The following is an 18,607-nucleotide window of genomic DNA, read 5'->3' on the forward strand; positions in this document are numbered from 1 at the left end:
TCCGACGGACGGGGTATCAACATATCTGGCGTTGATTTTTGGCACGCTGTTGAGTTCTCAAGGAACGGTCGCTTCCTTTGTACTCACCCTCTCGGGCTTTCCTCCGGGCTTCCCTTCGGTGTTTCCGACTCTATCAGATCTTTTTTCCGATCCGATTTCCTCGGTGCTTTCCAGGTTCTCGCTTTCGCGTTTCCCTTTCCGGCGGTTCCGACTTTATCAGAAGTTCTTGGCCGGTCTGACCGGCCACTCATTTCTGAGTAAATCGGGGGGCGGCTTCGATGTACCGGAGAGAAGTCTCCGTTATGAAGCAGATCGATTCTAACGATCGGCCCTGAACTTGTCCAGTTCTAGGCAACTGTTTGAATCTACCTCCCCACCCGACCCGTGTCAACGGGTCTTCCGGGGCGAAGAGGAGACTAGCAGCTCACGAGGGGTCTCCGCACATCAGGCGGCCGTGGGGACGAACGCGCTGCGCTCGGCCTCCTCGAGGTCGCCCGTCTCACCGGCTCGCGCGGCGCGGCCGCCGAGAACGAAGACATAGGCAAGGAATGCCAGCTCAGCCACCACTCCGATGCTTATGCGGGCCCAGGTCGGCAGGCCGGACGGGGTGACGAAGCCTTCGATGGCGCCGGAGACGAACAGGACCAGAGCCAGGCCTATCGCCATACCCACAGCGGCGCGCCCTTCTTCCGCAAGGGCCGTACGGCGGCTCCGCGGGCCCGGGTCGATGAGTGTCCAGCCAAGGCGGAGCCCGGTACCCGCGGCCACGAAGACAGCGGTGAGTTCGAGAAGCCCATGCGGGAGGACCAGGCCCAGGAAGGTGTCGAGACGGCCGGCCGAGGACATCAGTCCGAAGCCGACGCCCAGGTTGAGCATGTTCTCGAACAGGATCAGGAGAACCGGCAGGCCGAGGAATACGCCCAGGACCAGGCACATCGCGGCGGCCCTGGCGTTGTTCGTCCACACCTGGGCCGCGAAGGAGGCCGCGGGATGGCTGGAGTAGTAGGTCTCGTACTCGCCGCCGGGGCGGGTCAGCTCGCGGAGCTGGCTGGGGGCCGCGATGCTCGACTGCACGTCCGGGTGTGTGCCGATCCACCAGCCGAGGAGGATCGCGAGAGCGGTGGATATCAGCGCGGTGGGCACCCACCAGTGGCGGGAACGGTAGACAGCGGCCGGGAAGCCCTGCCCCAGGAAACGGGCGACGTCGCGCCAGGAGGCCCGGCGGGTTCCCGTCACGGCGCTGCGCGCGCGTGCCACCAGTTGGCTGAGGCGTCCGACGAGTTGGGGATCGGGGGCGCTGGACTGGATCAGCGAGAGGTGTGTGGCGGTGCGCTGGTAGAGGGTGACGAGTTCGTCGGCTTCGGCTCCGTTGAGGCGCCGTTGGCGACGGAGGAGCACGTCAAGGCGGTCCCACTCGGCTCGGTGTGCGGAGACGAAGACGTCGAGGTCCATCGGGTCTGCCTGCTCCTCGGCTGGTCGTCGACTGCCTTTCGTAGCAATCTGCGCAGCTGTCAGCTTGTCGTACTGGGGCGCGATGCGCCCTCAGCTTGGCAGACTTGCGCTGTACAGGGCAGACCAGGGGAAGGCGGCGGGCGTGAGTGAGCTGGTGACGGGTGAGGCGGTGGCGCTCGAGCTGCGTCCCGCGAAGCTGCCCAGCAGGGCACTGGCGGTGCTGCTCGACCTGATCGTGGCCATCACCGTGTACATCGGTGTGTCGTTTGCCCTGGTCGCGGCCACGGCCTCGCTCGACGAGGCTGCGCAGGTCGCGCTGTCGATCGCCACGTTCCTGTTGTTGCTGGTGGGCGGGCCCATCGCGGTGGAGACGCTGAGCCATGGCCGCTCGCTGGGCAAGATGGCCTGCGGGTTGCGCGTCGTACGCGACGACGGCGGGCCCATCCGGTTCCGGCACGCGCTGGTGCGTGGTGCCCTCGGCGTGGTCGAGATCCTGATGACGTTCGGCGTCGTCGCCTGTATCGCCTCGCTGATCTCGGCGCGTGGCCGGCGGTTGGGGGACGTGTTCGCGGGGACCCTGGTGGTTCGGGAGCGGGTGCCCGTCGGGCAGGCCCGTTTCATGCCGCCGCCTCCGCCCTGGCTGTCGGGACGTTTCGCCGAGCTGGACCTGTCCGCCGTTCCGGACGGGCTGTGGCTGGCTGTCCGGCAGTACCTGACGCGGATGCAGCAGCTCGATCCGCAGGTCTCCTGGGCGATGGCCGAGCGGCTCGCGGCAGACATCGCGAGCCGGACGGGGACCCCGGCGCCGCAGGGCGTTCCGCCGACCGCCTATCTCGCGGCGGTGGTGCAGGAGCGGCAGGCACGTGAGGCCCGGCGGGCCTTCGCAGGCGGGACTTCTTCGGTACCCGGTGCGCCCAGTGCGTACCCCCCGCCGGCGCCGCCGGCTGCTCCGTACGGGTACGGCCCCTCGTACGGCCCCTCGGTCCCTGGTGCGCCCGGTGCGCCCCTTGGCTACGCCCCTCCGGTGCCCCAGGCGCCCGTGCCGCCGCCGTCGCCTGGTCAGTCCGGGCCGACCGTGCCGACCGTGACGTATCCCGCGCCGGGCGACCGGGCGGCTCCGGCTCCGGCGCCCGGCGCCTCTCCCGCACCGGCGGCCGAGCGGCCCGCCACCGGGTTCGCGCCGCCCGCCTGAGCACGATCCTTTCCGGTCAGTCGTTGAAGACGGACGGTGGCGACTGCAGGTCCTCCAGCTCGATTCCGGGCGCCGCGAGGACCACGTCGCCGGCGAGGTGCACGGTGTGCTGTTCGCCCGTGTCCAGGGCTGTGACCTGGTATTCGTCCACGGTCAGGGGGCCGTTGTCAGTGGCGTGTGTTTCTCTTCTCAGCAAGGCCCAGGACTGGTCCACGGTGCGCGGTGCGAGGACCGGGTCCGTGAACGCCACGAGGCGTACGCGGGTCGCGGCGGCGGAAGGGGGGAGGCGCAGGAGACGGGCGGTGGCGATCAGGAACGCGGGGGACATACCGGTGAAGGCGTGGGCGCGCACATTGCCTTCGGTGGCATGGGTGCCGGTGGGGTCCGTGCGGACCCAGGTGACGCCGTCCAGAGCGGCGCCGCGCACCTGCCAGCCACCTGCGTGGAGTTCCAGACGGATGGGGCGGCCGAGGTCGTCGAGGGCGAGATCGACGGAGCCGCTGTGGTCACCGGAGGGGGTGGTCACTTGGGAGACATAACGCCAGCCGGAGGGGCCGGGGGCGCACTGGAAGTGTTCTTCGCCGAGGGGGGTGCGATCGTGCGGATCGTGAAGCGAATAACGGCCGCGGGGCATGGGGGTCCTGGGGCTTGACGGGGTGAGAGTCCGGCGCCCACCGGCCGGGTGGGCGGACGGCGGACCAAAGGGGCAGGCCCCCGGCACGGGGGTGCGGGGGCCTGCCTCGATGGACCGGAGGACCTGCCTCCGGGAGAGCGCGTCAGTGCACTGGCGTGCTCCCCGGTGGCGGGGTCGCGGACTCAGTAGCGGTAGTGGTCCGACTTGTACGGGCCGTCGACCTCCACGCCGATGTACGCGGCCTGCTCGGGGCGCAGCGTCGTCAGCTTCACGCCGAGCGCGTCCAGGTGCAGGCGGGCGACCTTCTCGTCGAGGTGCTTGGGCAGCGTGTAGACGCCGACCGGGTACTCGTCGGGCTTGGCGAACAACTCGATCTGGGCCAGCGTCTGGTCCGCGAAGGAGTTGGACATCACGAACGACGGGTGACCGGTGGCGTTGCCCAGGTTCAGCAGGCGGCCCTCGGAGAGGACGATGAGGACCTTGCCGTCGGGGAAGGTCCAGGTGTGGACCTGCGGCTTGACCTCGTCCTTGACGATCCCCGGGACCTTGGCGAGGCCGGCCATGTCGATCTCGTTGTCGAAGTGGCCGATGTTGCCGACGATGGCCTGGTGCTTCATCTTGGCCATGTCCGCGGCCATGATGATGTCCTTGTTGCCGGTCGTGGTGACGAAGATGTCGGCCTTGTCGATGACCTCGTCGAGGGTCGTGACCTGGTAGCCGTCCATCGCGGCCTGGAGGGCGCAGATCGGGTCGATCTCGGTGACGATGACGCGGGCGCCCTGTCCGCGCAGGGACTCCGCGCAGCCCTTGCCCACATCGCCGTAGCCGCAGACGACGGCGGTCTTGCCGCCGATCAGGACGTCGGTGGCGCGGTTGATGCCGTCGATCAGGGAGTGCCGGCAGCCGTACTTGTTGTCGAACTTCGACTTGGTGACGGCGTCGTTGACGTTGATCGCCGGGAAGAGGAGAACGCCGTCGCGCTGCATCTCGTACAGGCGGTGGACGCCGGTCGTGGTCTCCTCGGTCACGCCGCGGATCTCCGAGGCGAGCTGGGTCCACTTCTGCGAGCCGTCCGTGATGGTGCGGTGCAGGAGTTCGAGGATGACGCGGTGCTCGTCGGACTCGGCGGTGTCGACGGACGGGACCTTGCCGTCCTTCTCGTACTCGACGCCCTTGTGGACGAGGAGGGTGGCGTCACCGCCGTCGTCGAGGATCATGTTGGGGCCGCCGGTGGGGCTGTCCGGCCAGGTCAGCGCCTGCTCGGTGCACCACCAGTACTCCTCCAGGGTCTCGCCCTTCCAGGCGAAGACCGGGACGCCCTGCGGGTTGTCCACCGTGCCGTTCGGGCCGACGGCGATGGCGGCGGCCGCGTGGTCCTGGGTGGAGAAGATGTTGCAGGAGGCCCAGCGGACCTCGGCGCCCAGGGCCACCAGGGTCTCGATCAGGACGGCGGTCTGCACGGTCATGTGCAGGGAGCCGGTGACGCGGGCGCCGGCCAGCGGCTGCGCGTCGGCGTACTCCTTGCGGATCGACATCAGGCCGGGCATCTCGTGCTCGGCGAGGGTGATCTCCTTGCGGCCGAAGGCGGCCAGGGAGAGGTCGGCGACCTTGAAGTCCTGTCGGCTGTCGACAGTCGTCATTGCGAGCTGCTCCTCGGGGTTGGGGCGAGGGTGGATACGGCTGGTCTGCGCGGCGGCGGACACAGGGGTGCCCCAAAAGAGGACACAGGCATGCCCGCGTGCGCGCAGCGCAGTCCGTCGGAGGCCCTCTCTCCCTCGGACGGCCCGCGTGGGACCGCCCGACCGCCATCAGCAGCGACGTCTGGCTCCGTCCCAAGCTACACCGCAGGGGCGGGCCGTCCCCAGTCCGCCTCCGAACAGTTCACGCCGTTCGTGGGGCGGGGGTGTGGTCGGCGGACTGGAGTGCGAAGGGGTGACGGGGGGCTCTGTGAGGGGGCGCGCAGGATGCGGCAGACCGGGTTCTACCAGGGCTTTCGCGCCTTTGAGCCGGGGTTGGGGGGCGTTGCGGGGCGGGCGGAGATCGAGGGTTGCGATCAGGCTCGCAGGGCGGCCGGGACGGCGCCTCGTGTGAGGAAGCAGGCCCGGGTTGTCGGCCGGGAGGCTCAGTGGCCGGCCGGGTGGGGGGTCGGTCCGCCCGGGGTGGCCTTCGGGTCGGGACCCTTGGCGGCCTCGGCCTCGCTGTAGATGTCGGGCTCCAGGTAGATCACACGGGCGATGGGGACCGCCTCGCGGATGCGGGCCTCCGCGGCGTTGATGGCGCTCGCGACCTCGGCGGCCGTGTCGTCGTGCTGGACGGCGATCTTGGCGGCGATCAGGAGTTCCTCGGGGCCGAGGTGGAGGGTGCGCATGTGGATGATGCCGGTGACCGTGTCGCCGTCGACGATCGCGGCCTCGATCTTCTTGACCTCTTCGAGGCCCGCGGCCTCGCCGAGCAGCAGGGACTTGGTCTCGGCGGCCAGGACGAGGGCGATCATGACGAGCAGGACACCGATACAGACCGTGCCGATGCCGTCCCAGACGCCGTCACCGGTGAGCAGGGCGAGGCCGACGCCGCCGAGGGCGAGCACGAGACCGATGAGCGCGCCGAAGTCCTCAAGGAGGACGACGGGCAGCTCGGGGGCCTTGGCGCGGCGGATGAACTGCGACCAGGACAGCTTGCCGCGCAGTTCGTTGGACTCCTTTATGGCCGTCTTGAAGGAGAAGCCCTCGGCGATTATCGCGAAGACGAGGACGCCCACCGGCCAGTACCAGTGCTCGACTTCGTGCGGGTGCCTGATCTTCTCGTAACCCTCGTAGATGGCGAACATGCCACCGACCGAGAAGAGGACGATCGAGACGAGGAAGGCGTAGATGTACCGCTCGCGGCCGTAGCCGAAGGGGTGTTGCGGGGTCGCCTCGCGCTGGGCCTTCTTGCCGCCGATGAGCAGCAGGAACTGGTTGCCGGAGTCGGCGAGCGAGTGGACGCCCTCGGCGAGCATCGACGAGGAGCCGCTGAACGCGAACGCCACGAACTTCGATACCGCGATCGCGAGGTTGGCGCCGAGTGCCGCCACGATCGCCTTGGTGCCGCCTGACGCGCTCATGTGTCGCGTTGTCCCTTCTCGCCGTCGTCCGTCTACGCCGTCCAGGCGCGCGCTCGTCCGTGTGCGGGCTCTTTGCCCGTGCTTTGCCGGTGGGTCATTCTTGCAGCCCCGCCCGGGAGCGACTCGTCAGGTATCCACAACCCCGGTACGACAGTCAGACCTATCCGGAAACACGGTTCCCTCAGACGATCACCGTCGCGCGGAAGACCGTACCCGCACCCGACACCTCCGCCTTTTCGCCGGCCGGGACGAACACCGACCGGCCGGGGCCCAGGTCGTACTCGCCCGCCCGGACCGCGCCGGCCGTGCAGAGCAGGATCTGCGGGGTCGGCAGGGTCAGGTCATGGGCGGCGGTGCCCTCGGGCAGGACGTACCGGGAGAGCCGGAACTCGTCGATCGGCGTCTCGTAGACCTCCTCGCCGTCCGGGGCGGCCTCGGGGCGCAGCACACCCGCGTCGCCCGCCTCGAAGCGGACGATGCGCAGGAGTTCGGGGACGTCGACGTGCTTGGGGGTCAGGCCGCAGCGCAGGACGTTGTCGGAGTTGGCCATGATCTCGACGCCGAGGCCGTTCAGGTAGGCGTGCGGGATGCCTGCGCCCAGGAAGAGTGCCTCGCCGGGCTGCAGGCGGACGTGGTTGAGGAGCATGGCCGCGATCACGCCCGGGTCGCCCGGGTAGTGGTGGGCGATGTCGGCGTACGGCAGGTAGTCGCCGCCGAGGCGGACGCAGGCGGCGGTGGCCTCGGCGACCGTGTGGGCCATCTCCTCGCGGTCGGCGATGAGGATCGCGGTGAGGACCTCGCGCAGGGCCGCTTCCTCGGGGTGGGCGCGCAGCAGGTCGACGTACGGCTTGAGGGCGTCCACGCCGAGGCCGTCGAGGAGTTCGGCCGCCTGCTCCGGGACGCGGAAGCCGCACAGGCCGTCGAACTCGGTGAGCGCGCAGATCAGTTCGGGCTTGTGGTTGGCGTCCTTGTAGTTGCGGTCCGGGGCGTCCACCGGGATGCCCCGCCGCTCCTCGTCCTCGTAACCCTCTCTGGCCTGCTCCAGGTTGGGGTGCACCTGGAGGGAGAGCGGGGCGCCGGCGGCGAGGATCTTGAGCAGGAAGGGCAGGTGCGGGCCGAACTTCGCCACGGCCGCCTCGCCCAGTTCGGCCTTGGGGTCCGCGTCGATGACCTCGACGAGCGTGCCGCGCGCGGTGCGCGACGGGGCGCCCGGGTGCGCGCCCATCCACATCTCCGCCTGCGGCTCGCCGCTCGGCTCCACCCCGAGGAGCTTCGGGATGGCGGTCGGGGAACCCCAGGCGTAGGGGCGGACGGTGTTGTCGAGGCGGTCCATGACTTCTCTCTGCGCTCGGCCGGTTCTGTCTGCATACGGCGGCGAACCACGTCGTGCCGCGGTGTTCGGCGGTCGTGTCCACCGTGTGTTCCCGCACCGGTTGGCCTTCGGTACGGCCTTCAGGCCGCCCTTCGTACGGCGGTCCCGGTATCGGTGTCCACCTCAGGCCCTCGAAGCGAGCGCAAGGTAAACGGCGGCGAAATCCGTGACGGCGATCAGTTCCGCGAGGGTCTCCAGTTCGTCGCCCGCCTCGGGTTCCAGCTCGCTGATCGGGGTGTCGTGGCCGAGGGCGAGGTCGCGGGCGGCGGGCGCGGCGGTGAGGCCGCCGATGGGGCGGTCCCTGAGCAGCACCACGCGCGCGTGCAGCGCGGGCGGCTCCTCCACGCGGTCGCGGAAGAAGTCATCGGGGTCGGCGCTGGCGGCGAGCGGGCCGGCGAGCAGGGCGGTGTGGGCCGCCAAGGCCTCGGGGAGTTCGGCGACCAGGGCGGGGCGGCCGGCCAGTTCGGCCAGGGCGGCGGCGAAGCGGCGGCCGGAGGGGCCCGCCGAGTCGCCCTCCGTCCAGATCACCGGGAGCGCGTCGGCGAGTTCCGCGGCGAGGGTCTTGGCGGGGTTGCTGTAGGTCACGATGGCCGGACCGCAGCGCTCGGCGATGTGGTCGAGGCGGTCGGCGACCTTCTCCAGGGCCTCCGGCGGGGCGGTGAGCAGGCCGATGCGGTCCAGGAGCACGAGCAGCGGGGTGAGCAGCGCCCACAGGACACCCGGGGAGGAGCCGGCGAGCGGCTCGCCGTGGTCGTACGGTGCCGTCGCCATCGGCATGAACAGGCCGTGGGCGCCGGCCACCGCCTCGGCGAGCGGGGTGCCGGCGGGGGCGACGGCGGCGACCGAGCAGCCGCGCCGGTAGGCCTGGTCGGCGAGGAGGGAGAGGCTGGGTTCGGTCCCGTCCGGGGTGGCGATCAGCAGCAGGTCGACGGAGCCGGCCCAGCCCGGGAGCTCCCAGCGCAGGGCGCCGGCGGCCGGGGCGACGCCGGTGGAGGCCAAACGGGTGACGGGGCTGCCGGGGCCGGCCAGCGTGCCGAGGAGGTCGGCGGCGTGGGTGGCGGCGACGCCGGGGCCGGCGATCAGGACGGCGCGCGGGCGGCCGTCCGGTTTCAGCTCCTGGACACCGGCCTCGGTGGCGTGCCGGGCGGCCGTACGGACGCGGGCGCCGGCCTCGGCCGCACCGCGCAGCAGACCTCGGCGGTCGGCCTCGGCGAGGCCCTCCGGGGTGTCGAGCAGCGATTCGTCGAGCATGGGAGCGGCCTCCGGTTGCCGGGGTCCTGGTGTTCTGCGGTTGTGGGGCTTACTGCTTACGGCTTACCGCCTACTGCTTACGCGGGGCGGCGGGCCTCGTCGACGAGGAGGACGGGGATGCCGTCGCGGACGGGGTACGCCAGGCCGCAGTCCTGGCCGGTGCAGATCAGCTCGGCGTCCTGCTCCTTGAGGGGGGCGTGGCAGGCCGGGCAGGCGAGGATCTCCAGGAGGCCGGCTTCGAGCGGCATGGGGTTTCCCTTCGGGGGGTGGGATGTTCGCGTGCGGTCAGATTACCGCCGGTGGGGTGGGTCGGGCTGGCCATGGGTGGCGGGTGGGGCGAGGTGGCCGGGGCGGACCCGTTCGTCACGCTCTGATGATCGCCAGTACCTCGTCGCGTACCTTCGTCATCGTCGCCTCGTCCCTCGCCTCCGCGTTCAGGCGCAGCAGCGGTTCCGTGTTGGACGGGCGGACGTTGAACCACCAGTCGACGCCGGTCACGGTCAGGCCGTCGAGGTCGTCCAGGGTGACGTCGCCGCGGTCTCCGTAGGCCGCGCGGATCTCCGCGAGGCTGGCCTGCTGGTCGGCGACCGTGGAGTTCACCTCGCCGGAGCCGACGTAGCGGTCGTACTGGTCCACCAGGGAGGACAGGGGGCCGCTCTGGCCGCCGAGGGCCGCGAGGACGTGCAGGGCGGCCAGCATGCCCGTGTCGGCGTTCCAGAAGTCCTTGAAGTAGAAGTGGGCCGAGTGCTCACCGCCGAAGATCGCGCCGGACCTCGCCATCTCGGCCTTGATGAACGAGTGGCCGACGCGGGTGCGGACCGGTGTGCCGCCGTTCTCCCGCACCACCTCGGGGACGGTCCAGGACGTGATCAGGTTGTGGATGACCGTGCCCTTGCCGCCGTTGCGGGCGAGTTCGCGCACGGCGACGAGAGCCGTGATCGCCGACGGGGAGACCGGGTCGCCGTTCTCGTCCACCACGAAGCAGCGGTCCGCGTCGCCGTCGAAGGCCAGGCCCAGGTCGGCGGACTCGGCGCGGACCCGCTGCTGGAGGTCCACCAGGTTGGCGGGGTCCAGGGGGTTGGCCTCGTGGTTGGGAAACGTGCCGTCCAGCTCGAAGTACATCGGGACCGGGGTCAGCGGCAGGCCCCCGAAGACCGTCGGGACCGTGTGGCCGCCCATGCCGTTGCCCGCGTCGACCACGACCTTCAGGGGGCGGATGGAGGTCAGGTCCACGAGCGAGCGCAGATGGGTCGCGTAGTCCGACAACGTCTCGCGGGTGGTGATCGTTCCCGGCGTGGCGGCCGGCTCGGGGGCGCCCTCCTGCGACCAGCGCTCCGCGAGCTCGCGGATCTCCGACAGGCCGGTGTCCTGGCCCACCGGCGCGGCTCCCGCGCGGCACATCTTGATGCCGTTGTACCGCGCCGGGTTGTGCGAGGCCGTGAACATCGCGCCGGGCAGACCGAGGGCGCCCGAGGCGTAGTACAGCTGGTCCGTCGAGCACAGGCCGATCTCGGTGACGTCGACACCCCGGGCCGCCGCACCGCGCGCGAAGGCGCGCGACAGACCCGGCGAGGACGGCCGCATGTCGTGGCCGACGACGATCGCGGTGGCCTCGGTCACCTGGACGAACGCGGCGCCGAACAGCTCGGCGAGTGCCTCGTCCCACTGGTCCGGGACCACCCCGCGCACGTCGTACGCCTTCACGATCTGCGACAGATCAGCAGCAGCCACAGGCCAACCCTCCTGGAATCCTCTCGGTCGCCCCAAGCTACCTGCCCCGGGTAAGCGCCGGACGTGGGATCCCTCAGCGGACTCACGGTGGCGACCGGGCGGGATCGACTGAGATCGACTGAGATCGATCGAGATCCACTTGGACCGGAACAGGACCGGGGGCCGCGTGGGCCTCCGGGAGGACCGGCCGCCAGGGTCCTTGTGACCGGTCACGGCAGCATCCACCCCAGCACCGGCGAGCTCTGCCCCACCACGATCAGGCACATCACCAGCAGCAGCCCGAGGCTCCACGGCAGCACCTTCCGCAGCAGGTCCCCCTCGCGGCCCGCAAGGCCGACCGCCGCGCAGGCGATCGTCAGGTTCTGCGGAGAGATCATCTTGCCGAGCACGCCGCCGGAGCTGTTGGCGGCCGCCAGGAGTTCCGGCGAGAGTCCCGACTCGTGCGCGGCGCTCACCTGAAGCGCTCCGAAGAGCGCGTTGGCCGAGGTGTCCGACCCGGAGACGGCGACACCGAACCAGCCGAGGACCGGCGACAGGAAGGCGAGCCCCGCACCGGCCGCCGCCACGAAGTGGCCGATCGTCGCGGCCTGTCCGGAGAGGTTCATGACGTAGGCGAGGGCGAGGACGGAGGTCACGGTGAGGATCGCGAAGCGCAGCTCCCGTACCGTCGCCGCCCATTCGGCGGCCGCCACGCGCGCGTGCACGCGCAAGACGGCCGCCGCGCAGATGCCGGCGAACAGCACGAGCGTGCCGCCCGTGGAGACGACCGGCCAGGTGAAGAGATTTCCACCGATCGGTTGGCCCTTGGGGTTGACGACGTCCAGGAAGGGCCAGTCGTAGACCTGGTTGGCCTTTGTCAGCCAGTCCTTGACGGCCGGGATCTGGGCGATCGAGAAGACGGTGATGATCAGGGCGTACGGGGCGTAGGCGCGCAGGACTTCGGGGCGCGGGTCGGGTTCGTCGAGGTCCGCGCTGCGGGCACCCGTGAGCACGGCGGCGCGGACCTCCGCCGCGGCGGGCACGCGCGTGTGCGGTACGGCGACCAGGGCGGCACTGGAGAGCGTCTGGTCCAGTGGCATGCGGTAGGCGAGCCTCGCGACGAGTACGGCCGTCAGAAGGCCGCACAGGCCCGCCAGATGGGCTCTCATCCGGACGCCGCCGAGCAGGATCAGCACGATGAGCAGCGGGAGAGCGGCGACCAGGGCCGACAGGCCCAGCGAGTCGGCGACGGGTTCCAGTTCCTGGACGTACACGGGCGCCGCCCCGGGTTCCGGCATGCGGAAAGCGATGTCCCGCTGACGGTCACCCGGAATGGTCGTGTCCCCGACAAGCACGGGTCAATGGGTCCGCACCGCTGAACGGAACGCGCACGAAGGACAACCACCGGAGAGGGGGCCGGTCATCTGAGAGAACGTCAGCCATCCGAGGCGACGTCAGGCACCCGAGGAGGCGTCAGCCACCCGAAGGGACGTCAGCCGCCCGGCGGAACGTCAGTTGTCCGGCGACCGGAGCACCCGCAGATGGCCGCGCCGTGCGACCTCCATCGGGTCCGCGCCGCGTCCGCCGCCGCCCGCCTGGGCCGCCCGCTCCTGGGGGCGGGCCGCCTCGCGCACCGCGTTCGCAAGGGCTTCCAGGTCGTCGCCGGTGGGCCGCGCGGGGGCGGAACCGTCGAGGAGCCGGACGACCTCCCAGCCGCGCGGGGCGGTGAGGCGCTCGGAGTGCTCGGCGCACAGGTCGTAGCAGTGGGGTTCGGCGTAGGTGGCGAGCGGGCCGAGGACCGCGGTCGAGTCGGCGTAGACGTACGTCAGCGTCGCGACGGCGGGTCGGCCGCAGGCGGTTCGCGAACAGCGACGTACAGGGCTCACGAGGTTGGACGGTACCGCACTCTTGAGCGGGCCGCGACGACTCTCCCCCAGGTCACTCCACCGTGTCGTGCTGTGAAACGCCCCACACACCCCTCCGGACGCACCTTGCTGACCTGCGTGGACCGGGTCGTCCGGGCCGCCGGGCGGTACCGCATCCGGTCATCAGTCGGTACAAACAACGTCAATTGCCTTGAGGTCGTCGGTCTTGTGGAGATACGGAAACGAGCCCAACCTTGGCCGGATTGGTCATCCTCCGACATGTCGCCCAGGGCGCCGTTGGGGCGCGGTACAGCACCGCCGGAGCCCGCGAGGACTACGCTTCACCAGTGATGGAGAACCGTGTACCGCCCCGTGCCGCCGGCCCCGGGCCTCGTCGACGCGATCGCCACGGTCGGGGCATGCGCGGGCCGATCGCACCGCCTCAGGTGCCGCTGGCCGCGAGCCGCGCGGACGTGTTCGCGGACCTGGTGCAGGACTCCGTGGAGCGCCTTGAGCGGCGCTGGCCGCAGCTCGCCGACATCGATTTCCTGGTGCTGGAGGTACCCCGGCTCCAGGACCGGCACGGCGAGACCTGGAGCGACGAGGCGGTGCCGCTGGGCGGCATCATTCCCGCGCGCGAGGGACGCCGGGCGCGCGTGGTCGTCTACCGGCGGCCGGTCGAGATCCGTACCAAGGGGCGCGACGAGCGGGGCGCCCTGGTGCACGAGGTCGTCGTGGAGCAGGTCGCCGAGCTGCTCGGACTCACCCCGGAGACGGTGGACCCCCGCTACGGCGAGGACTGAGCGGGGGCCCTTCAACGGGGTTCCTGCTACTTCTGCAGCACCGACACGTTCTGGTCGGCCACCGGTACGGCCACCGTGCCACGGTCGTCCGGGAGGGTCTGGATCGTGAAGCCCGGGACGCCCTCCTCGGTAGCCGCCAGGGTGCGGGCGCCGTAGACCGGGCCGCCGGAGACGGTCTCCACGGTCAGCGCGTAGGTGCCCTTCAGACCGGACGGGACCGGGGCGTCGACGTCCTGGGTGGTGCCGGACTTGATCGTGAACGTCTTGGACACCGCCGTACCGCCCTCGCTGCCCGCCGACGCCGTGACCTTGACCTGTGCGGTGGCGGTGGGGGCGGTCAGGGAGAGCGTGGTGCCCTTTCCGCTGTTGTCGGCGGAGGTCGCGCGCGTGCCGATCGGCGCGGTCGCCGGGATGTACGCGCTCTCCTGCTTGCCGGGCTTGCCGCGGGTGACGCGCAGGGCGGCCACCACCGGGACGGACTGGTCGGTGGGCGTGAGGATCAGCGAGCCCGCGTCGCCGCGCGTGACGTCGCCGAGGTCGGCCGCGGTGGTCATGCCCGACTTCACGTGCAGTGTCTCGTTGCCGGCCGGGGTGATGGTGCCGTTCGGGGAGGCCAGGCGCACCTTCAGGTCCGCGTCGGCGTCGCCGGTGGTGAAGGCGATCAGCCGGACGTCCGTGGCGTCCTTGGGGATGCCGGGCAGCACCAGGCTGCCGGACGGGTCGGCGGAGGCGGCCAGCCAGTCGCCGCCGGTCTTGTCGTCCAGGGCCTGCACGCTCGCGCCGACCCGGCCGCTGCGCACGTTCACGTGCACGGTCAGGTCGGTCTGCCGCTCGTCGGTGAGCGTGGAGAGCAGGACCGGCTCGCTGGCGTGCGGCTGGACCGTGATGCCCTCCCCCACCGTGGACTTGAGCTGGCCGTCCTTGCCGTACAGATCGATGTCGACGACGGCGGCGCTGTCGTCGGGGTTGGTGAGGTGCACGTAGTCGGTGCGGCTCGCGGCGGTGCTGGCGCCGGGGAACCAGAAGTCGGTGTCGGCCGGTGTGCAGTTGACGCCCTGGAGGCCGCGCCCGGTGCCGGCGGCGACCTCGGTGGTCTGCTGGACGGTCCAGCCGGACGCGTAGCTGCCCTCGGCGGTGCCGACGTAGGCGGGCCCGTCGGCGCCGGAGGTGTCACCGGTGACCGGGGTGCCGGGCGCCTTCGGGGTGAGGACCGGCTTGGACGCCTTCTTCTTGCCGCCGCCCGTCCCGTCCACCGACTGCTCGGTGGCCGCCTGGAGCGCGGCCTTGCCGTCGCTCGTGGCGCCCTTGGTGACGGGCGTGAACGACGTGTACGAGGTGTCGGCGATGTCGGAGAGGCTCGGCGCCGGGCACAGCAGCGTGGTGCGCTCCACGGGCAGCTGAGCGGCCGCCTCGGCGGTGTGTGCGGCCGACGTGGCCGGCGGGTTCAGCGCGGCGAACCCGGTGACCGCCGCGAGGGCGGCCGTACCGGCGAGCAGGGACAGGGTGGTGCGGTTCACTGCTGGCTCCCGTCGTGGTGCTCGCCGTTGGTGCCGTGGTGCTGCTGGGCGGCCGGGTCATAGGCGGGGTCGTAGCCCTGCTGGTACGTCGGGTCGTACCCGGCCTGCCCGTGCTGCCCGTGCTGCCCGTGCTGCCCGTGCTGCCCGCCGTAGGCGTACGGGTCGTACTGGCCGGTCTGGTACGGGTCGTACGTCTGCTGGTCGTAGCCGCCCGTCTGGTACTGGCCGGCGCCCGTGTCCTGGTACTGGTCGGCGTAGCCGGCGTTGTAGCCGTCGGCCGCCGGGTAGGAGGCGGGATCCCATTCGTCGTACGACTGCTGCTGCGGGACCGCGGCCTGAGGCTGCTCCTCCGGGGGTGCCGGAGCGGGCTCGGGGAAGTCGGTCCCGTCCTCCGGAGCCGTCTCCTCCTCGGCCTCCTCGGCCTCCGCGGCCTCCGCCTGGGCGCGCAGGCGGCGGGCGCGGCGGCCCTCGCCCTCGACGGCCTGGGCGGGGATCGGCTGCTCCTCGGGGAGGTCGTCGTCGACGTCGCGGCGGCGGCCGGGCAGGGCGAGGACGACCAGGACGACGGCGAGCGCACCCTGGGCCCACAGCCAGGCGGTGTGGGTGAACGGGGTGTCGTAGGTGACGTCGAGCTTTCCGCCGGAGGAGGGGAGTTCGAAGCCCTGGGCCCAGCCGTCCACGGTGGTGCGGGTGAGCTGCTTGCCGTCCAGGGTGGCCGTCCAGCCGGGCGCGGCCGAGTCGGCCAGTCGCAGGATCCGGCCGTCGGCGCCGGACTGGATCGTACTGTGGATCTCGACGGGGCCGGCGACGACGGAGGCCGGCGTGCCGGAGCCGTTCGCGGAGACGATCATCGCGCGGGAGACCTGCTGGTCGACGCGCCACAGGGCGCTGCCGTCCTGCTGGCTGAGCCGGCTCAGGCCGGGCGTGGCGTCGAGCACGCGGGTGATGTCGCGCGGGGCGCCCTTGTGGACCAGGACGTAGCGCACCGCGAATCCGCCGAGCTGGTCGGCCTGGTCGGCGCCGGAGCCGGCGACCAGGTTGGCGACGATCTTGTCGAGCGTGGCGTTCTCGCCGTCGGCGGCGGCCACCTCGGCGTCTCCCATGCGGGCGCCGGAGCCGCGCACCAGCATGTAGTCCACGTGCGCGGTGCTGTCGCTGTCGAGGACCAGGGTGCGGACCTGGTCGCTGGTGGTGCTGTCCTCGGCGACGAAGGCGGGCACCTGGCTGGGGGCGCGGCGCTCGACCGGGCCGTCGGCGCCCGCGATCATCCAGCCGGCGGCGAGGAGCAGCGGGCCCGCGGCGGAGGCGAAGGCGATCAGGGCGGCGACCGGCTGGCGCCAGCCGAAGCTCTGCTCGGCGACACGCGCGCGTGCCCCGTCGGCGCCGAGCGCGGCGGCGGACAGGATCGCGATGCCGTAGACGAGGGTCGCGGGGCCCGCCCAGGTGGAGCTGTTGGAGAGGACCGCGAAGACCAGACCGACCAGGGCGACCACCCAGGCGGTACGGATCGCCGACTGGCGCTCGGAGCGCAGCAGGGCGGCGAGCGCGGCCAGCACGATGCCGATGAGCATGAGCCCGTCGAGGGTGCCGGGGCCGCCGGGGCTGGCGCCGAGCAGGTCGAGGGCGGAGGCGGCCGAGGCGCCGTACTCCAGCCCGGCCTCCTTGAAGAAGCCGAACGGCAGCAGGGTCAGCGACCAGGGCGCGAGGACCAGCAGCGGGGTGCCGAGCTGGGCCAGCAGGCGCAGGGCGGAGGCGACCAGGTCGGTGCGGCGGACGGCCAGGACGGCGATGCCGAGGATCAGGGCGATGGGCCAGACGATCGGCGTGAACGCGGTGGTGATGGTCAGCAGCAGCGCGTACGCCCAGGTGGCCCGCCAGCTGCCGCGCGCTCCCGAGGAGTTGGCGAGGCCGCTGGCCGCGACGCCCGCGCGGGCGATGAGCGGCAGCAGGATCGCGAGGACGGCGGTGCCGATGCGGCCGCCGGCGAGGGCGCCGGTGGCGGCGGGCAGGAAGGCGTAGGCGATGGCGACCCAGGCGCGCAGCAGGCGCGAGGTGACCAGCGGGCGGGAGGCGAAGTAGGCGGTGACCCCGGCCAGCGGCACCGAGGCGACGAGCAGCACGGTGACGGCGAGCCCGGTCGAGCCGAACAGCAGGGAGGCCAGCGAGGCGACGATCGCCAGGTACGGCGGGGCGGCGGGGGTGCCGCCGGCGCCGACCGCGTGCCAGGCGTCGAGGTAGCTCGACCACAGGGCGCCCGCGCTGCCCGGGGCGGGCAACAGGGCGCCGCCCGCGAGCGCGCCGGAGCCGAGCAGGGCGCGGCAGGCGGCCAGGGAGACGAGGAGCAGCACCAGGAAGAGCACCGGGCCCGGTTTGCGAGCGATGCGCTTGAGGCGGGCGAACTGCTCGATCTCCAGGAAGTCGGCGTCGTCGCCGCCGGGCCCGGACTCGACCGCGCCGCCGTGCCGGCCGGCCGCGGAGATCTCGTCGTCGCCGCCGAAGAACTCGCCGGCGGCCTGCTCGACGGTGGCCCGGACGGTGGCGCCGGGCGGCGGGAACAGCGGGCGCAGCTCGCCCTTGTCCAGCTGGGAGCGGCCACGCCTGCTCCGCCCGGCGATGATCCGCTCGGGTCGCAGCAGGGTGCCGAGCAGACCGCGGATCTCGTCGAGGGCCTGTCCGGGGACCTTGCCGACGAGATAGGCGACCGTACGCAGCAGGGTGCCGAGCACCAGGCGCAGCAGTACCCAGGGCAGCATGGCCGTGCGGGTGTTGACGAGCAGGGTGTAGACGGCGCCGGCCTTGTCGACCTTGTGCGGGGAGGCGGTGGTGCGGCCGGCGCAGTCGACGGCGCGGCGCTCGCGCGAGGCCGCCTCGGCGTGCCGTACGACGGCCTCGGGGGCGACCAGGACGCGGTGGCCGGCGTTGTGCGCGCGCCAGCACAGGTCGACGTCGTCACGCATCAGGGGCAGCCGGCGGTCGAAGCCGCCGAGCTCCTCGAAGACGTCGCGGCGGATCAGCATGCCGGCGGTGGAGACGGACAGCACGGGCCGCACGTGGTCGTGCTGCCCCTGGTCCTGCTCGCGGCGGTCCAGGCCGGTCCAGCGGCGGCCGGAGTGGGCGATGGTGACGCCGACCTCGAGGAGCTGCCTGCGGTCGTACCAGCCGCGCAGCTTGGGGCCGACGACCGCGACGTCGTCGCGGCCCAGCTCCATCTCGTTGTCGACGACCCGCAGCAGCTGGGCGAGGGCGTCGGGTTCCGGCGCGCAGTCGTCGTGCAGCAGCCAGAGCCACTGGACGGGTTCGCCGTGAGGCAGTTCGGGCATGTCGTACGCGTCGTCGCGCCACTGGCGGGTGACCGGGTCCCAGCCGCTGGGCCGCTTCAGGTACGGCAGGTCGTCCGGGGTGAGGACGGGCGCGGCGCGGCCCGCCTCCTCGACCGCCTGCCCGAAGCCGGTGCGGCGGGCGAGGTGCAGGACGTTACCGTCGCCGAGGGACTCGGTGAGCAGCTGGGCGGAGTCGTCCGCGCTGCCGGTGTCGGCCGCCACCGCGTACTGGACGGGGCGATCCTGGCCGAGCAGCCCGGCGAGGGCGTCGGGCAGCCAGCGGGCGCCGTCGTGGGAGACGAGGACCGCGGTCACCACATGACGCGGGAACTCTGGTGTGGCAGCCGTGTCTTGGGCTGCCGTGTGGCTGTGCACGGACATCGAGGTA

At 71.8% G+C, this 18,607-nt stretch carries 15 protein-coding genes; 3 read left to right on the forward strand and 12 right to left on the reverse strand.

The genetic code is table 11. From position 1 onward, the window contains the following. The coding region (locus tag ACIRR9_RS52350; RefSeq protein WP_403768021.1) for a hypothetical protein at window positions 1-322 on the forward strand (322 nt) is incomplete at its 5' end. 122 nt (window positions 323-444) lie between these two features. On the opposite strand, the gene ACIRR9_RS52355 is transcribed toward ACIRR9_RS52350, so the two are convergent. After that, window positions 445-1,452 (reverse strand): stage II sporulation protein M, encoded by a 1,008-nt coding sequence (locus ACIRR9_RS52355; protein ID WP_123976525.1) that lies wholly within the window; start codon window positions 1,450-1,452, stop codon window positions 445-447. A gap of 142 nt (window positions 1,453-1,594) precedes the next feature. Here ACIRR9_RS52355 and ACIRR9_RS52360 point away from each other — a divergent pair, with 142 nt between their 5' ends. Continuing rightward, entirely contained in the window at window positions 1,595-2,644 is a 1,050-nt protein-coding gene (locus ACIRR9_RS52360) for an RDD family protein (protein WP_403768024.1), read from the forward strand. Window positions 2,645-2,660: 16 nt separating this feature from the next. On the opposite strand, the gene ACIRR9_RS52365 is transcribed toward ACIRR9_RS52360, so the two are convergent. The 9 genes from ACIRR9_RS52365 to ACIRR9_RS52405 form a co-directional block, all read right to left on the reverse strand. Next, entirely contained in the window at window positions 2,661-3,278 is a 618-nt protein-coding gene (locus ACIRR9_RS52365) for a hypothetical protein (protein WP_403768027.1), read from the reverse strand. 182 nt (window positions 3,279-3,460) lie between these two features. Continuing rightward, on the reverse strand, window positions 3,461-4,918 hold the full coding sequence (gene ahcY / locus ACIRR9_RS52370) for an adenosylhomocysteinase (RefSeq protein ID WP_403768030.1): 1,458 nt from the start codon (window positions 4,916-4,918) through the stop codon (window positions 3,461-3,463). A gap of 482 nt (window positions 4,919-5,400) precedes the next feature. Further along, complete coding sequence (locus tag ACIRR9_RS52375; protein WP_403768033.1) at window positions 5,401-6,381, reverse strand: cation diffusion facilitator family transporter; 981 nt, start codon at window positions 6,379-6,381, stop codon at window positions 5,401-5,403. 181 nt (window positions 6,382-6,562) lie between these two features. Then, complete coding sequence (gene manA, locus ACIRR9_RS52380; protein ID WP_403768036.1) at window positions 6,563-7,714, reverse strand: mannose-6-phosphate isomerase, class I; 1,152 nt, start codon at window positions 7,712-7,714, stop codon at window positions 6,563-6,565. Between the two features lie 162 nt (window positions 7,715-7,876). Then, window positions 7,877-9,004, reverse strand: coding sequence for an SIS domain-containing protein (locus ACIRR9_RS52385; protein ID WP_403768039.1), 1,128 nt, complete (start codon window positions 9,002-9,004; stop codon window positions 7,877-7,879). A 77-nt stretch (window positions 9,005-9,081) separates the two neighbouring features. After that, window positions 9,082-9,252: a Trm112 family protein gene (locus ACIRR9_RS52390; protein WP_020940431.1), complete on the reverse strand. Its 171-nt coding sequence runs from the start codon at window positions 9,250-9,252 to the stop codon at window positions 9,082-9,084. Between the two features lie 115 nt (window positions 9,253-9,367). Beyond that, the gene (locus tag ACIRR9_RS52395; protein WP_403768043.1) at window positions 9,368-10,735 is read right to left on the reverse strand and encodes a phosphomannomutase/phosphoglucomutase; all 1,368 of its coding nucleotides are present in this window, start codon (window positions 10,733-10,735) and stop codon (window positions 9,368-9,370) included. A gap of 209 nt (window positions 10,736-10,944) precedes the next feature. Then, window positions 10,945-11,988, reverse strand: coding sequence for an L-lactate permease (locus ACIRR9_RS52400; protein WP_403768095.1), 1,044 nt, complete (start codon window positions 11,986-11,988; stop codon window positions 10,945-10,947). A gap of 237 nt (window positions 11,989-12,225) precedes the next feature. Next, on the reverse strand, window positions 12,226-12,600 hold the full coding sequence (locus ACIRR9_RS52405) for a DUF3499 domain-containing protein (protein WP_185149296.1): 375 nt from the start codon (window positions 12,598-12,600) through the stop codon (window positions 12,226-12,228). A 329-nt stretch (window positions 12,601-12,929) separates the two neighbouring features. Between ACIRR9_RS52405 and ACIRR9_RS52410 the strand changes: the two genes are divergently transcribed. Continuing rightward, a complete protein-coding gene (locus ACIRR9_RS52410; RefSeq protein WP_123981910.1) occupies window positions 12,930-13,382 on the forward strand; it encodes a metallopeptidase family protein in 453 nt (150 codons plus the stop codon). Window positions 13,383-13,408: 26 nt separating this feature from the next. On the opposite strand, the gene ACIRR9_RS52415 is transcribed toward ACIRR9_RS52410, so the two are convergent. Together ACIRR9_RS52415 and ACIRR9_RS52420 are read right to left on the reverse strand one after the other, a co-directional pair. Further along, complete coding sequence (locus ACIRR9_RS52415; RefSeq protein ID WP_403768047.1) at window positions 13,409-14,899, reverse strand: DUF5719 family protein; 1,491 nt, start codon at window positions 14,897-14,899, stop codon at window positions 13,409-13,411. Beyond that, window positions 14,896-18,600 carry a glycosyltransferase gene (locus ACIRR9_RS52420; RefSeq protein WP_403768050.1) on the reverse strand — a complete coding sequence of 1,235 codons (3,705 nt, stop codon included), beginning with the start codon at window positions 18,598-18,600 and terminating at the stop codon, window positions 14,896-14,898. Before ACIRR9_RS52420 ends, ACIRR9_RS52415 begins: the two co-directional genes overlap by 4 nt. Between the last annotated feature and the right edge of the window lie 7 nt (window positions 18,601-18,607).

Origin of the sequence: Streptomyces sp. NPDC101234, assembly GCF_044767525.1 — a bacterium.
GTDB lineage: Bacteria > Actinomycetota > Actinomycetes > Streptomycetales > Streptomycetaceae > Streptomyces > Streptomyces sasae.

What these genes read in the sequence shown, in the direction of transcription:
- ACIRR9_RS52375 (WP_403768033.1), bottom strand. Translation starts at nt 6,381, where the DNA reads ATGAGCGCGTCAGGCGGCACCAAGGCGATCGTGGCGGCACTCGGCGCC.
- ACIRR9_RS52355 (WP_123976525.1), bottom strand. Translation starts at nt 1,452, where the DNA reads ATGGACCTCGACGTCTTCGTCTCCGCACACCGAGCCGAGTGGGACCGC.
- ACIRR9_RS52390 (WP_020940431.1), bottom strand. Translation starts at nt 9,252, where the DNA reads ATGCCGCTCGAAGCCGGCCTCCTGGAGATCCTCGCCTGCCCGGCCTGC.
- ACIRR9_RS52365 (WP_403768027.1), bottom strand. Translation starts at nt 3,278, where the DNA reads ATGCCCCGCGGCCGTTATTCGCTTCACGATCCGCACGATCGCACCCCC.
- ACIRR9_RS52420 (WP_403768050.1), bottom strand. Translation starts at nt 18,600, where the DNA reads ATGTCCGTGCACAGCCACACGGCAGCCCAAGACACGGCTGCCACACCA.
- ahcY (WP_403768030.1), bottom strand. Translation starts at nt 4,918, where the DNA reads ATGACGACTGTCGACAGCCGACAGGACTTCAAGGTCGCCGACCTCTCC.
- manA (WP_403768036.1), bottom strand. Translation starts at nt 7,714, where the DNA reads ATGGACCGCCTCGACAACACCGTCCGCCCCTACGCCTGGGGTTCCCCG.
- ACIRR9_RS52410 (WP_123981910.1), top strand. Translation starts at nt 12,930, where the DNA reads ATGGAGAACCGTGTACCGCCCCGTGCCGCCGGCCCCGGGCCTCGTCGA.
- ACIRR9_RS52385 (WP_403768039.1), bottom strand. Translation starts at nt 9,004, where the DNA reads ATGCTCGACGAATCGCTGCTCGACACCCCGGAGGGCCTCGCCGAGGCC.